General features: G+C 49.3%; 14 protein-coding genes. All 14 read right to left on the bottom strand.

The genetic code is table 11. From position 1 onward, the window contains the following. Positions 1-5 precede the first annotated feature (5 nt). From AB6B37_RS06925 to AB6B37_RS06860, 14 genes are read right to left on the bottom strand one after another with little or no spacing between them, the layout of a single operon-like run. Positions 6-1310: an amidase gene (locus AB6B37_RS06925; protein WP_371398161.1), complete on the bottom strand. Its 1305-nt coding sequence runs from the start codon at positions 1308-1310 to the stop codon at positions 6-8. Continuing rightward, positions 1310-2710, bottom strand: coding sequence for a phenylacetate--CoA ligase family protein (locus tag AB6B37_RS06920; RefSeq protein WP_371398160.1), 1401 nt, complete (start codon positions 2708-2710; stop codon positions 1310-1312). The genes AB6B37_RS06925 and AB6B37_RS06920 overlap by 1 nt, the downstream gene beginning before the upstream one ends. Before the next feature lie 3 nt (positions 2711-2713). Beyond that, a complete protein-coding gene (locus AB6B37_RS06915) occupies positions 2714-4072 on the bottom strand; it encodes an MmgE/PrpD family protein (RefSeq protein WP_371398159.1) in 1359 nt (452 codons plus the stop codon). Beyond that, positions 4069-5370, bottom strand: a complete 1302-nt coding sequence (locus AB6B37_RS06910; protein ID WP_371398158.1) for an MmgE/PrpD family protein — start codon at positions 5368-5370, stop codon at positions 4069-4071. The genes AB6B37_RS06915 and AB6B37_RS06910 overlap by 4 nt, the downstream gene beginning before the upstream one ends. Beyond that, positions 5367-6359: a hypothetical protein gene (locus AB6B37_RS06905; RefSeq protein WP_371398157.1), complete on the bottom strand. Its 993-nt coding sequence runs from the start codon at positions 6357-6359 to the stop codon at positions 5367-5369. Before AB6B37_RS06905 ends, AB6B37_RS06910 begins: the two co-directional genes overlap by 4 nt. Further along, complete coding sequence (locus tag AB6B37_RS06900; RefSeq protein ID WP_371398156.1) at positions 6356-7549, bottom strand: multidrug effflux MFS transporter; 1194 nt, start codon at positions 7547-7549, stop codon at positions 6356-6358. Before AB6B37_RS06900 ends, AB6B37_RS06905 begins: the two co-directional genes overlap by 4 nt. Next, complete coding sequence (locus tag AB6B37_RS06895; RefSeq protein WP_371398426.1) at positions 7546-8376, bottom strand: alpha/beta fold hydrolase; 831 nt, start codon at positions 8374-8376, stop codon at positions 7546-7548. The genes AB6B37_RS06900 and AB6B37_RS06895 overlap by 4 nt, the downstream gene beginning before the upstream one ends. After that, positions 8376-8945, bottom strand: coding sequence for a carboxymuconolactone decarboxylase family protein (locus tag AB6B37_RS06890; RefSeq protein WP_371398155.1), 570 nt, complete (start codon positions 8943-8945; stop codon positions 8376-8378). The genes AB6B37_RS06895 and AB6B37_RS06890 overlap by 1 nt, the downstream gene beginning before the upstream one ends. Then, positions 8945-10063, bottom strand: a complete 1119-nt coding sequence (locus AB6B37_RS06885; protein ID WP_371398154.1) for a CaiB/BaiF CoA transferase family protein — start codon at positions 10061-10063, stop codon at positions 8945-8947. The genes AB6B37_RS06890 and AB6B37_RS06885 overlap by 1 nt, the downstream gene beginning before the upstream one ends. After that, positions 10060-11208: a CaiB/BaiF CoA transferase family protein gene (locus AB6B37_RS06880; protein ID WP_371398153.1), complete on the bottom strand. Its 1149-nt coding sequence runs from the start codon at positions 11206-11208 to the stop codon at positions 10060-10062. Before AB6B37_RS06880 ends, AB6B37_RS06885 begins: the two co-directional genes overlap by 4 nt. Before the next feature lies 1 nt (position 11209). Further along, positions 11210-11740 carry a hypothetical protein gene (locus tag AB6B37_RS06875; protein ID WP_371398152.1) on the bottom strand — a complete coding sequence of 177 codons (531 nt, stop codon included), beginning with the start codon at positions 11738-11740 and terminating at the stop codon, positions 11210-11212. Beyond that, the gene (locus tag AB6B37_RS06870; protein ID WP_371398151.1) at positions 11741-12940 is read right to left on the bottom strand and encodes an acyl-CoA dehydrogenase family protein; all 1200 of its coding nucleotides are present in this window, start codon (positions 12938-12940) and stop codon (positions 11741-11743) included. It lies immediately after the preceding gene. A 21-nt stretch (positions 12941-12961) separates the two neighbouring features. Beyond that, entirely contained in the window at positions 12962-13483 is a 522-nt protein-coding gene (locus AB6B37_RS06865; RefSeq protein ID WP_371398150.1) for a MaoC family dehydratase, read from the bottom strand. Between the two features lie 2 nt (positions 13484-13485). Next, on the bottom strand, positions 13486-14301 hold the full coding sequence (locus AB6B37_RS06860; RefSeq protein WP_371398149.1) for a CoA ester lyase: 816 nt from the start codon (positions 14299-14301) through the stop codon (positions 13486-13488). Positions 14302-14305: the final 4 nt, after the last annotated feature.

The raw sequence follows: 14305 nt of genomic DNA, 5'->3' as shown, positions 1-14305 counted from the left end.
TGTTTCTAAAATTTTGCCTCTAAGGCCAAAGCCATGCCCAATAATGCCCGGTCGCGCCCAGATTTGGCCATGACTTGCAAACCAATCGGAAGTCCGTGAGTGTCGTTGCCAATCGGTAAGCTTAGCGCAGGAAGTTTTGCGAAATTAGCAAAAGCCGTAAAATCAGCCTGATTGACGGGAACGTCTTGCCCAAATTCAAATGCCGTTTGGGGGGCTGTTGGCGCGATAAGACAAGACGCATCATTAAAAAAATCATCAGCCATATGGGTTGCATTTGATAGCTTTTCTTTTGCCTCTGTTATTTTCTGGGGGCTTTGTTTTGCCCCAAACGCCAGCATAGATTTAAACTGTTCGCTAAAGCCGTCAGATGTTTCAAAATTTTTATGCGCGTGGTATTTCGCGCCCTCATACTCACTTATGATAAGTCCTGCACGGCGCTGCTTGGAATAATCATAACCCTTTAATACTGGCACGGTCGTCGGGATATTTATCGTCTCCAAAGCAGCGACAAATGCCGTCGAGACATCTGGCGATACGTCCGATTGGCTGATGTCAAAAGGCGACATATTACGCGGTGCGCGAGTGTCAATCTTGCCCTTAAATCCAGTAACAGCCCCGTAAATCATGACGGCATCTTTCACTGTCTTCGTATGTGTGCCGACGGTATCGAGTGTCGTAGACAGCGGAATTACCCCTTTCGTCGAATAGGTTCCAGGCGTGGGTTTAAACCCGACAATACCACAATAGGACGACGGAATACGCACACTGCCCATTGTATCAGTGCCAAGCGAGGCTGGCATCATTCCCGCTGCAACGGCCGCAGCTGACCCCCCGCTTGACCCACCGGGGGTATAGCCGTCTTTGACGGGATTATAGCATTTACCAAACCATGGATTGTCAGTTTGCGCCCCTAATGCGCCCTCCTCCATATTCAGCGACCCAATGATAATTGCGCCTGCGCGCCGTAATTGGTGCACAATATCTGCGTCATATTTCGCGATACGGTCTTCATAAGCTTTTATGCCCGCATGACAGACGTAACCCCGAACCGCGATATTAGCTTTCACACCCATTGGCATGCCGTCAATCGCAGAACGGGCACGTCCTGCCGCATAACGCTCTGTTGATGCCGCCGCGGCCGCACGAGCTGTGTCTGCGTAGATCTCGAGAACGGCGTTTATTTTAGGATTGAGGCGGTCAATACAATCAAGGCAAAACTCTAGGAAGTCGCTAGGGGTTAAAGTTTTGGCGAGAAACGCCTCTCGCAATTGACTTAAAGTTAGGTCCTCAAGCGATTGTTTTTTATTCATTATTTAAACCGTGTATCAACCAAACGTATGGGCTTTTGCCGCACATCAACCTGCGTTGTATCACTGGTGGAACCCATTGGCACTAACTTTACCGCCATACCTAGACCTAATTTTTCTTTCAACAAGGCCTCAAACTTTGGCACCAAAATATCATCTGTTGGCGCTTTACACTCAGCGACTACAGTCATCTCATCACGCCCAGCAGCATCACGATCAACTTTGCAGTAAAACTCACCGCCAAAAGCATCGATTTCTTCCATAAGGGGGCCAATGGCTTGCGGGAAAATATTGATACCGCGGAGTTTCACCATATTATCAGAACGCCCTAAAAACCCTTCGATGCGTGTAAAATTCAGATCAAGACTGGATTTTCCTGTTCTTACAGCGGAGACGTCATGGGTATTAAACCTGATGATGGGATAGACGTCATCTTTGTATAGACACGTGCAAACCATATCCCCCGTTTGACCATCTGGAACGGCTTTACCCGTGTCTATATCGCAAATTTCTAGATATTGCGCGTCTTCCATGACGTATAAGCCGTCTTGGTCAGGCCCCTCACCCGCGATTGCCCCCGTATCGCCAACACCATACCAGTCGTAACATTCCGCCCCGCCCCACATCTCAGAGACAGAGGCTTTGTCTTCACGACCCATGTGGCCCGAAATGGTGCGAACAGGAATATCAACGCCCGGCTCAATACCGGCTTCACGTGCTATTTTTGCTAGCTTTTTAATATAATCAGCGAAGCCCACGATGGCCGTAGCACCGAAATCACGCATCATTTCGACTTGCTTGACAGACCGGGTCTCTACACCTGTTCCAGCAGACACAAATATGGCTTGCGTCCAATGCGTTACGGCTTCGCGAACATAGTGACCGCCGTTAATAGGGCCATGCCCATAAACAGAATGAACAATATCGCCTTTTCCAATACCTTGTAGCGTATAAAGTCGCGCAAGGAGTAAGTTCTGCACTTCTCGTGATTTCGGCCCAAATATCAGCACCTGCGGTTTACCGGTTGTGCCAGATGTTGTGTGAAATTTTACCGGCGGCTGATTGTCGCCATAGGTTTCAAGGGCAGAGAAATCTCCAAAAGGCGGCTTTCGCTCTATCGAGGCCATAATGTCTGATTTGTCATAAATAGGGAGTTTATGTAGGTCCTCTAACCCTTTGATATCTCCAGTCTCAATGCCTTGCTCGCCCCATAATTTTTGATAAAACGGTGTCATCCAGGCCCGCTTTAACATGCGTTTGAACAGGCGGTTTTGATGCGCAAATAATTCGTCTCGGCTTATGTTTTTAGCGAACTGCACAAAGTCGTTGCCAATGGGGTGATCCGCACGAATATCATCGGGCTTGACCCAATCAAAATATGTAGGCGCCTGTGCGTTTGACATATGTTATTTGCCCGAAGCCAGCGTAAATACCTCGCTGCAGTCTTCTGAACCCTCTAAATTATCGATAAGTGCAATGAGCCTGTCAGCGACCTGTTTGGCTTTGACATCACTCAAACCAAAGGCAACACAATTTTTAAATTTATCGATATGTTGCGATTGCGATAATGGGTCAGCGGGTGAGCCAAACAATTTAGCAATCATAGCTATGCGTTCCTCCCCATTAGAGAGCTTTGCGGTCATACTTTGGGGCACAAATTCGGCTGGGTCGGCAATATGATTTGTCTCAACTTGTATCTTTGACGCTAAGGCGTGAATATCCGAATTGCCCAAATCGTCCTTTGTAAAATCATCCAACCCCACGGTCCCGCGCAGCAAGGTGATGGCACCTAAATAAGGGAAGCAAAGACGCGCATAATTGGCCGTCATATCAACACCAGCAGGGCGGTTCACAAGGCGCGGAATAATCGGCGGCGCGGACAGCACTAAACTGTCCAGACTTTCGGGCGTAACACCTTGTTTCATCAAATTTTGTAAAAGAACGATCCCGCCTTGTGCGGCGCGTCCTGTAGGAAAAGGCTTCCAGCTGACTTCGGTAATGCGGTGGATTTTACCAATCAAATCCGCCGCCGAATTTATATCAACCTCATCTTCAAACATGGCAAAATATCCATATGGCCCGTCAAGACTATGCTCTGGCCCGTGCAGGCCCGCTTCTGCCAAATCACAGGCCACGACAGCTGCACGCGCAGCCCCAGCGATTTGCACGGGTAGCGTTGGTTTTCCCTCGACATGGGCTTGCATCACACCTGCGCACTGGGCGAGTGCACATCCCATAGCAGAGAGTGCCGTTGGAACATCAAATCCGCGCAGCCTTGCGATACCCAATGTTGCCCCAAATAATCCCGCCGTGGCTGGGCGAAAGAACTTAAGCGGGGAGCGCACTACCACACCAAGTTCTACGGCGATATCGACAGCGACAATGACGGCTTCCATCAACTGAAACCCTGTGACGCCGTTTTGACGTTCAGCTTCCGCAGAAACCGCAGCAAATATCGTAGCCATGGGATGAACAACGGCGGGTTCATGCACGCAATCATATTCCATAGAGTGAATTTGAAATCCGTTCATATAAGCTGCTGTTGCGGTTGGGGTTTTGACTCCGCGACCCCAAACATGAGCGCCTTCGCCCTGCCCCCAATTTTTCGCTACTGTCCACACTGCAGCTGAGAACGGTGCTCTTGAACCAGCGATCCCGACACCTAGACTATCAAGAATAAATGTCTTGGCACTATCATAGGCGCTGTCTGAAAATACGGATTGGCTCAGCGCATATTGCGCAAACTTCCTAGAAATATCGCTCATGGTATCAAAGCCTTATAAGCCTCTAAGTCTACGTTTAGTGAAGCCTCTATCAGCGCCTCAGCCCGAGATTCGTCCATAGAAGAATAATGCATTAATCGCTTCGCTTTTTCCTTAACCGCATCAAGACTCATGGGGTTTTCTGGATCGCCATAGGCATCTGTGGCCTCAAACGTCTGCCCGTCAATAATAACCGCAGCCCCGTAATGGTTTGGATAGGCCACGTCGAATGTCTTGGACGTTTTAACCTCAATCTTATCGCGCAACGCCTTTACTGCCTCATTTGTATTTTTAGGATTGAAATCATCGAGGCTGGGTTCACCTTTAAGCAGTGTAACGGCGACGCTGTGTTGAAGTGAGAATTTTGCTTCAATCGTCGTTTGCGGGTTTGGTCTATCGCAAAATTTCAGTGCATCGGTGTAAGTCTCGACAATAATACCATCATCAGCATTTATACCCGCTTTGCGCGCCAATAACGCCGCATCAATCGCCGCATGGGCGTGGCGGCACGCTGGGTAGGGCTTGATACTGGTTTGATGGATAAGCCAAGTGCTTTCATCATGATGGCTATAATCTGCCAAGACGTCTCGCGGATCCGCGCCAGGACACATGGCTTTGAAAAATCCTTGTTCGCCCTCTAAAATCATACGCGGCCCCTGAAAGCCTTGCGCGGATAATATAGCCGACTGCACCCCGACTTGGGCGGCGTGGGCGGCGTGGATTTGCTTGGCCATACTGTCCGCTTCATGCCGTGTTTGCCATAGGCCAGCAGCCTGCGTCCCTGCCAAGCCCAGGGCTGATACTAAATTACTCTCGTCAAGCAAGTGACTGGCCGCTGCCGCTGCACCGAACGGCCCGCATGTTGCTGTATTATGCCAAAATGCGTAATGACACGCCCCTACGGCACGGCCAATGCGAATGGTAACGTCATAACCATGGACAATAGCGTCAAGAAAGTCATTTGCGCTCGCGCCGACATGCTCGGCCATCGCCAGTGCAGCCGGGATAACCGTAGGCGCGGCATGCAACACAGCGCGTTTATCAACATCATCCATTTCCAAAATGTTACCGAGAGCACCGTTATGAAAAGCCGCCATTTGAACGGACGCCGTTGTGCTGCCAATGCGTGTGCAATCGCCACAGTCACCCTTGAAGGCTTTGGTCATTTTCAGCCCTGCTGGTTCGGACGCGCCCGCCACAGCGCAAGCTGTCCAATCTAAAAACAATATTGCCGCACGTGCGCGGTCGTAGTCCGTTATTGCTCGACGTAACATCTGCGCTATGTCTTGGGTTAAACTCACTCCACGCCCTTATTCTCATAGAAGGTGATATTGGCACCATCGGGTGTCTTGACGCTAATATGATGGGCTTCCATCTGCATGGGTGTCATGCGCGAGGTCAGTGTCTTTTTGACTGCATTGATATTGTCGACTTTAAACCGCACCTCTGTGATACCAATATTGCCACCTTGACATTGCGGTGACAAATCATTGCCACCTGTTTTATCAACCGCAATCATTTCCATACGGCCCCACTCTAAGCCCGTTTTTGGCGTCACAATCCCCGCACGATAAGATGTCGTCATAGACAGCTCTTTGGGAATACCAATCGGCACGACCTCTGGTTTTTGAGACACAGTCGGTGGCCCATGATAAAACGTTTCAAAGCCCAAAACGTCACGGTAAAACCCGACAGCTTTATCGCTATCAGCCACCATTTGCATGATATTAAAGGGCCTTGAGATACGGTTAAATGGTGTAAAGCCCTCTGGTAGCGGGGTCGTCAAACGCTCATAAAGTTGAACTTGGATTCCAGTCTCAACGTGACCTAATACTATGATATTGAGCTTAGACGGCCCAAATTCTAGATACGCTAATTCCGTGAGTGGCTCCCAACCCAAGGGCGCAGCATCATTCACAATAGACGGAATGTCCTTCGCTCGCATCATAATAGAAAAATAGCATCCCGTATCCCAAGCATGGCTTCCAAAAGGCCGTGTCTTAACCGCATCTAATGCTGTTTTTTTAAACCGAATATGCCCGCTATCTGCACCCGGCGCGCTTAATAAAAGCATGTTATCCGTAGAACGTAATGTTTCAAAACCGCCGATCTCAGTAAATAAACGCGGCACATCATCAAGGTTTGGGACACCGACAATAACGTCTTGCCATGGTAATTGCGTGACAGACGCAACCGATGCCTTATTGACGGGGTCAACGGCATTGTATTCTGGCGCGTGAACACAAGCCGTGAGACCTAGCGTGCCCGCAATAATAATTGTTCGTGTCATATTATTCTCCCGCGCCGTGTTAATCCTACCGCTAGCAGATTTCCTACAATGGCAAAAGCCGCCAAGGCTAGGTAAGGCCAAAGCGTTTGGTCATATAATTTGCCCGCAAACACAGAAAACAGACCCCCCAAAATAAGACCCAACGAACTGGATAATCCGGCTGCTGTTGCGCCTAATTTTGCATTTGTACTAATTGATCCTGCGAGGGCCAACGGGCAAATCAGGCCCGTTCCAACCATTGCAAGCATTATCGAAGCGGTGACAGCAACCACGTTATCACCCCAAACCAGATAAGTTGTAGCCATGATAGCCATAGCGCCAATTAGCCATAATGACGCCCCTAAAATTGCGCCGTCCATACCAATCCGACGCGTAAGCCGTGTACCAAGCAGGGAGCCAGCCATAAACGCCAAAGACAATGCAATCCATGAGGTCACAAAAATAGAGGTGCCAAGACCGAGCACATTTTCAAAATAATCGGGTGCAAACGGTAAATAAGCAAAAAACACACCTTGCCCAAAACCGAACATCAGCGTGTAACCGATAAATTGCGTGTTACTAAGGAGGTGCTTGTAATCTGTTATCAGATCGCGCGGCTCTGTATCAGCTGGCTTTGTTTCGGGAAGGCGCATGACGGCCATCAGCCAGATAATAATCCCTGTGATAGCGCAAGCGGCAAATATACTCCGCCAGCCGAAGGTGTCATCTAAAATGCTGCCAAATATAGGCGCTATAATCGGCCCTACGCCCATGGCGATTGAAATATAAGACAAGCTAATTGCGGCCTCTTCACGGGGCTGAACATCATTGACGATTGCGCGGCTAATGACTGTTCCTGCGCTAACACCAACGGCCTGCAAGAAACGGCAAAGGACCAAGGCGTTCCATGATGTTGTTATCACGCTTGCAATACTGGCGAGCACAAAGATGCTAAAACCAAAAATAAGAACTGGGCGGCGTCCTATACGGTCCGATACAATACCGTGAATAGGCTGAGAAACACCAAGGCCTATCAAAAACACAGAAATTAGAAACTGAATGTCCGCTACAGGCTTGCCGAATTGAACCGCCATATTCGGAAAAGCGGGCACAAGAAATGACATAGCAAAGGGTGATAATGAACACATCACCGACATGAAAATGATGAAACCCCAGCGGCTTTGTATCAGTGTCGTAGAGCGAGCTGTCATGCTTCCGCGAGTTTCAAAAATGTTTTTGCGACAAGCTCTGGGTGTGTCACCATGCCGTCACGATAGATATCGAGCTCAATAAATTGCCATCCCGGCTGGCGTGCAGGTCCGACCATTTTTTCGCTACTCATCGCAAATTTTTGGCCAACACAATGAATAAAACTGCGCGGCACATCGGACCATCCACCATTTTTTAACGTCAGGACATCCATCCATGTTTTAGCAGGGTGGGTGGTAATTTTTGATCGCACCCAATCGGCTTTTGAGTGATCTTCGGGTAACAGCATCTTAAGCGGATAATCTGCAAATAAATCCATTTTATAGCCGTCAATAAAACTGGACTGACGTTTGACAAAATAATCAGCCAAGCTTCCATCGGGCTTACGCGGCGCGCCGCTCATACGATCGCCAAAAGGCACAAGTGCATCAAAAAAACAAATGTGCTTTATGCGGTCTTTCAGGCGGTCGGCAACGCCTGTAATCGCAACGCCCGTAAAGCTGTGACCAACAAGAAACACGTCCGTTAAGTCTTCAAACTCTATGACATTAATGATGTCTTTGATATGTGTGTCTAGCCCCACATCTGGCGATGACAAATGCACGCGTTCGCCGCAACCCGTCAGTGTCGGTGTAAAAACGCGGTGGCCTGCGTCCTCCAATATATTCCGCACATATTTCCAGACCCAGCCGCCGTGCCACGTTCCGTGAACCAGTACGAATGTTTGGCGTTTATCAGGCAAGGCGTTGACGTTGGTTTGCCCTTTTAGCGCACAAGCGGCTAGTCCGCCCAGCGTTGCGCCCGCCAGAACTGTGCGCCGGCCGACCATCACCGCGTCTCCAAATTAATCGACGCCGCGTAGGCCAGCGGATTATTTTCAAGCTCTGTGCCCATAACAGAATTCCAGCGGTTCAAAAATCCGAACATCGCAATCACGCCGACAATCTCAACAATTTCATCATCAGAAAAATAGGTCTTTAGGTCTGCAAATTCAGCGTCCGTAACGGCTGACGGGGTCACGCCTCCGCCCTGCGCAACCCTCAGGGCTGCTCGTTCGCGGTCTGTAAATAAATCTGATGTTTCGTAATCCCACGCCGCTTTGATCTTCGCATCATCAACGCCTGCCTTATGCGCGCCGTCGGCTGTGTGGACTTGGCAATATTTGCACCCCGCCGCCGATGAGGTGATGTAACCGATAAGGCGTTTTAGCCCCGGCTCCACGGTTCCGCCGCCATAAAGCGCGCCAACCATGTCTGCAGATGCCTTCAAAAGCGCCGGATTGCGCGCCATAATCAGGGCATCATTAGGCGTGAACCCCATCAGGTTTTGGCCAAAATCCAGAAGTGGTTTGGCTGCTGCTGGGATATTGTCGTCCGCAACAGGAGACAGGCGCGCCATTAAAAACCGCCTTTTAAATCATCATTATGCTGTCCAAATTCGGGCAAATCGAAAGATAGCTGCGCAGGTTCACTCGCAAACCTTATTGGGTTTTTGATATGGCTTTTGCCTGTATCGTCTTTCACGAGAGGCGCGTGAGGTTCCGTTAGGGCTGTATGCAATCTGCGTATCGTTGACCAACAACAATCAATATTTTTAAAAATGTTTTCCCAGTCTGATTGCGTTTTCAGGAGGAAAGTCTTGGATAAAAAGTCTTTAACCACGTCTTGCTGCCCCACGGGTTTTTTCATCGCCTCAATTAATTGCGGCGCGCCCAGCGCGGTTAGCACATTGGTCACAAATTTTGGCTCTGACCCCCCTAGAACAATATGACCACCATCTTTTGTCTCGTAGATATTGACAAATGCGTTGCCACCAAAACTTCGCATTTCCTCACGCTTTGGCTGTTTATCATGTGCAAAAACAGCCCCCGTGACATTAGGCACCCAAGACAACAGGCTGTCATACATGGAGATATCCAGATAATCGCCCATACCCGTTTGCGTGCGCCGATATAGCGCCATCATAATACCCGATAGCGCATGTAGAGAGGCCGCCATATCCGCACTTGGCATAGGTGTCAGCGCAGGGGTGCCATCCATCCCGCGCGTTAAGTCCGCCGTACCTGCCATCGCTTGAATGATCAAATCATGTGCAGGCTTGTCGCGGTAATGTCCGTCTTGGCCAAAGGCTGAAATGGAGCAGTAAACCACGCCCGGATTAACCGCTTTAATCGCGTCGTAATCTACGCCAAGACGGGTAACAACACTGGGACGAAAGGCTTCAATAAAAACGTCGGCCTCCGCCGCCAATGTCATGAAATCACCATGCTGCGCCGTGTCTTTTAAATTCACTTTATAGCTGCGTTTGCCGCGCGCAATATTGGTAAACCAAACAGATGTCCCGTCCTCATAGGTCTCGCCCATATGACGGGTTGGCTCGCCCCTACCATTATCGGCCTCGACCATCACAACATCCGCGCCGTGATCCGCCATCATCATCGACATATGCGGCCCCGGCAAAAACGCAGAAAGGTCGAGGACTTTTATCCCGCCTAATTTCCCTGTTGGGCGCTTCATCCCAAAAGGTCTTTGGTATCAGCCCCAAGCTCTGGCGCGATGCCGCCTTTGAGGCGCTGGCCGTTATATTTATAGGGCGAAGATAGAAGGCGGATTTTACCATTTTCAAATCCGTCGTGCTTGTCTGTATAAATCATATCGATCTCGGCGACATAGGGATTATCCATGGCTTGGGCGATATCATAGACAGGTGCGGCTGGGACATAGCCACCAAACTTGTCCATCCAATGAGCAACGGTGTTTGTCTTAAGTACCGCTTCCATGACCTCTTGCACGACAGCACGGTTTTTGCGGCGGTCTTCCACCTTAACAAAGCGCGGGTCTGTTACCCATTCATCATGACCAAGCCGTTCGGCAACGCGTTCCCAGAACTTTTGCGTTTGGCAGCAAAACATAATCCAGCCATCACCTGCTTCCATTAACTGGCTTGGCACAATAGCAGGGTGTGCCCCGCGCGGTTGGCGGGTCACAACATCGCCTGCGTTTAAATACCATGTCGCAGGGTATGACAATTGGTGCAGCGCGGTATCAAATAGCGATACATCAATATCGCTGCCCTCACCTGTTTTATGCGCGCCAAATACGGCTGCGACCAAGCCTGTGGCGAACATGCTGCCTGTCATAAAGTCCACCATAGACAGACCAAAGCGTACTGGCGGGCCGTCTGGCTCACCCGTAACAGAGCAAAATCCCGCTTCAGCCTGCATAAGATAATCATAGCCTGGCCAGGCCTCGCGCGAATTACCGCGCCCATAGGCCGATAAATGAGCGCAAACGATTTTTGGATTAATCGCTTTCAGCGACGGATAATCAAGACCCAGCTTTGCAGGCAAATCACCCCGAAGATTATTTGATACCGCATCGGCCGTTTTGACGAGATCCTCAAAGGCTTTGCGACCTTCGGGGTCTTTTAAATCAAGGGATAAGGATTTCTTGTTGCGGTTAAAGGTCTGGAAAAACTGGCTGTCCTTCTCGCCAATCAAATGCGGCGAAACAAAACGCGATACATCCCCGCCTGTGTCAGGGTTTTCAATCTTGATAACTTCTGCCCCTAAATCGGCCAAAAGCTGCGTGCCATATGGCCCCGCACCATATTGCTCCACCGCGATAATGCGAACGCCTTTGAGGGGAAGATGTTGGGTCATATCAAAAACGCCATTCAGGTCTAGTATTTTTAATTGCAATAATCCCATCGCCAAGAAAAGCCGCAGCTAGAGCAACAATATCAATAGTTCGAGATGGATATTTATCAGATTTTACAGCTACAAATCTCAGCTGATGTTCATCTATATTTTGCGCCCACATTTTCCTCCCGTCTATAACTGTAGGTATCATTCCAAAACCTGTCATGTGATGAAGGTAATTAAGGCAATAAGAGTAATTTTCTTCGATTTCATAAGTTAAAGCACGAGGGTTACGCGTAGTCGAAAATTTCTCCCGCCAACCATTTGATATTTCAATTTCCGCCAATGATAATACTCGCCTTGCATGAAAACCAAAGTCCAGAAGATTTACAATTAAGTCTTCTCTGAATTTATTGCTCCAGAGTTCTGGTGTATCAGCAGACCCAATAGAATAAATTTGGACAGCGCAGGCTCTAGCTTTTTCGAGATGCAATTCACCCAGTCGCCGCATACTCTCATTTAGTTTTTGTTCTGCAACCTTGTTCTCAATCATTTAGATTTTATTCCGCGCAATCTGCTGCTTGGCGATAATCATGCGTTGCATTTCATTCGTACCTTCGCCGATACACATCAGCGGCGCTTCGCGGAATAAACGCTCGACGGGATATTCCTTGGAATAGCTATAACCGCCGTGGATACGCATGGCTTCTAGGCTGTTTTCCACCGCCGCTTCTGACGCGAAATATTTCGCCATACCGGCTTCCATATCGCAGCGCTCACCCGTGTCATAGGCGCGCGCAGCATCCAACGTCATCAGTTGCGCCGCTTTCGCGCGCGTTGCCATTTCACCAAGCTTCAGTTGTATCGCCTGATGCTCACAAATTGGTTTGCCGAATGTTTTACGTTCTTGGGCGTAGCGTGTGGCTTCCTCAAGAGCGCGGTTGCAAATACCGACAGAGCGCGCAGCAATGTTAATCCTGCCAAGCTCAAGCCCGCCAACAGCCATGTAAAATCCTTTGCCCTCTTCCCCACCAATCAGGTGACGTTTGGCATCAATGCGGTAATCATCAAAAAACAACTCGCCGCTATCAATGCCTTTATAAGCCAGCTTTTGCATCTTATTGCCCGTTGTGTAGCCGCTATACTTATCGCCCGTATCAGGATCAACCTTTGGCGTGATAAACATAGACATGCCGCGGTAACGCGGGTCGCTATCTGGATCGGTTTTGACCATTAGCGCAACCGCGCCGCCCTGGATTCCGTTTGATATCCATGTCTTTGCGCCATTGATAACGTAATGGTCGCCGTCTTTCTTCGCGACGGTTTTAATCGCCTGCAAATCCGTACCAGCATTAGGTTCTGTTAGGCCAAGCGCGCCCCGAATCTCACCAGAACAAAATTTCGGCAACCAATATTCTTTCTGGAAATCTGTCCCGTATTTTTCAACGACTGTCGCCATCATCAAGTGAGAATTAAAGATACCCGTCAAGGACATCCATTCTTCTGATATTCGCGTTACAATCTTGGCATAGGTCGATGCCGACAGGCCCAGCCCGCCGTAATCTTGCGAAATTGTCGCGCCAAACAGGCCAAACTCTTTCATCTGCTCGACAAAAGCGTGGGGATATTCATCAGCATGTTCCATTGCCATGACTTTTTCACGCACTTCATCGCGGCACCAACGGTCAATGGTGTCCAGCATCATGTTTTCATCTTCTACGGTCCAGCTGGACTCATGCGGTATGGCGTTCATGTCGTCGTCCTCTTGGGTAAATTAGTAATGTTCAACTTTGTCTTCGACCGCCTGCCCTTTGGCTGGGATCAACATATTGCGTTTAAAGGTGCAAACCATTGTGCCGTCTTGGTTATAACCCCGCGTCACAATGGTCACGATGCCTTGCCCAGGACGAGATTTACTCTCTCGCTTGGCGAGCACTTCACTCTCGCCGTAAATCGTATGTCCAACATAGACAGGCGCGGTGAATTTCACTTCGTCCATGCCCAGATTGGCTATGGCCTTCTGGCTGCAATCTGTGACCGACATACCAATCAAAAGGGCCAGAGTGTAAGGCGAAACAACAAGGCACTGTCCAAATTCAGACGCTTTGGCGAATTCATCATCAAAATGCATGGGGTGCGTGTTCATCGTCATTAACGTGAACATGTGGTTATCATATTCAGTCACAGTCTTCCCTGGGCGGTGTTCATAAATATGACCAACCTCAAAATCCTCGTAATAGCGGCCAAAGGTCTCTCTAAACCTGTTTGGACCGACCTCTTTGACTGAACCAACCATAATTAACTCTCGTTTTGCGCCAAAACTCGCAGGGCTTTTTTGACCACGGGGGCTTCGATAAATTTACCGTCAACAATAACGACGTTTCCGTTGGCTTTTTCATAGGCTGCGACTATGGCCTTGGCTTGTTCTATCTCAAAGGTGCTGGCGGATAATGCGCGGTGGATTGCCGCAATTTGCGCTGGATGAATGGCGGCGCGCGCATGAATACCAAGCGCTTTGGCTTGACGCGTTGTGGCCTCGCAATCCTCTAAGTCGCGCGCAATGATATGCGGCACATCAAAGAGAAGCGTGTCCGCCGCCGCCGCCGCATTGGCGAGACGCGAGCGTGCAAACAAAAGCGTCTCCCACGAAAGCGCGCAGTCCAAATCAGCACCATAATCAACTGCGCCGAACAGCCCCATCGTAACGCGGCTTGTATTGAAAATATCATAAGCGTTTTCAAGACCTTGCGCGCTTTCTATAATTGGAAAAAGTGACCCAACACCGCTGGGTAAAGCGTCATCCAAATCATTAATCTCTGACTTGCTGTCAACCTTGGGGGCCATAACAAACGGTAGGCTTAAATCCGCCTCTTGCAGAGCCTTTATGTCCGCCTGACCCGCATCAGTATCAATGCCGTTAATACGCAAAGACACATTCTTGTGGTCTGATTGCGACAGCCACGACAAAACATCCGTGCGCGAGCTGTCTTTATCACCCGCACCCACAGCGTCCTCTAAATCAATACAGACCAAATCTGCGCCCGCCATGCAGGCTTTGTCGAAACGGTCAGGACGATTACCTGGCACAAATAAAAGGGATCGATGATGCATCATATAA

The organism is Fretibacter rubidus (genome assembly GCF_041429785.1).
GTDB classification, from domain to species: domain Bacteria; phylum Pseudomonadota; class Alphaproteobacteria; order Caulobacterales; family Maricaulaceae; genus Fretibacter; species Fretibacter rubidus.
The sequence above is the reverse complement of the archived record's forward strand: the minus strand, read 5'-3'. Positions and strand labels throughout refer to the sequence as shown.

Coding starts and splice junctions, on each gene's coding strand:
- AB6B37_RS06925 (WP_371398161.1), bottom strand. CDS start 1,310: ATGAATAAAAAACAATCGCTTGAGGACCTAACTTTAAGTCAATTGCGA.
- AB6B37_RS06920 (WP_371398160.1), bottom strand. CDS start 2,710: ATGTCAAACGCACAGGCGCCTACATATTTTGATTGGGTCAAGCCCGAT.
- AB6B37_RS06915 (WP_371398159.1), bottom strand. CDS start 4,072: ATGAGCGATATTTCTAGGAAGTTTGCGCAATATGCGCTGAGCCAATCC.
- AB6B37_RS06905 (WP_371398157.1), bottom strand. CDS start 6,359: ATGACACGAACAATTATTATTGCGGGCACGCTAGGTCTCACGGCTTGT.
- AB6B37_RS06900 (WP_371398156.1), bottom strand. CDS start 7,549: ATGACAGCTCGCTCTACGACACTGATACAAAGCCGCTGGGGTTTCATC.
- AB6B37_RS06895 (WP_371398426.1), bottom strand. CDS start 8,376: ATGGTCGGCCGGCGCACAGTTCTGGCGGGCGCAACGCTGGGCGGACTA.
- AB6B37_RS06890 (WP_371398155.1), bottom strand. CDS start 8,945: ATGGCGCGCCTGTCTCCTGTTGCGGACGACAATATCCCAGCAGCAGCC.
- AB6B37_RS06885 (WP_371398154.1), bottom strand. CDS start 10,063: ATGAAGCGCCCAACAGGGAAATTAGGCGGGATAAAAGTCCTCGACCTT.
- AB6B37_RS06880 (WP_371398153.1), bottom strand. CDS start 11,208: ATGACCCAACATCTTCCCCTCAAAGGCGTTCGCATTATCGCGGTGGAG.
- AB6B37_RS06875 (WP_371398152.1), bottom strand. CDS start 11,740: ATGATTGAGAACAAGGTTGCAGAACAAAAACTAAATGAGAGTATGCGG.
- AB6B37_RS06870 (WP_371398151.1), bottom strand. CDS start 12,940: ATGAACGCCATACCGCATGAGTCCAGCTGGACCGTAGAAGATGAAAAC.
- AB6B37_RS06865 (WP_371398150.1), bottom strand. CDS start 13,483: ATGGTTGGTTCAGTCAAAGAGGTCGGTCCAAACAGGTTTAGAGAGACC.
- AB6B37_RS06860 (WP_371398149.1), bottom strand. CDS start 14,301: ATGATGCATCATCGATCCCTTTTATTTGTGCCAGGTAATCGTCCTGAC.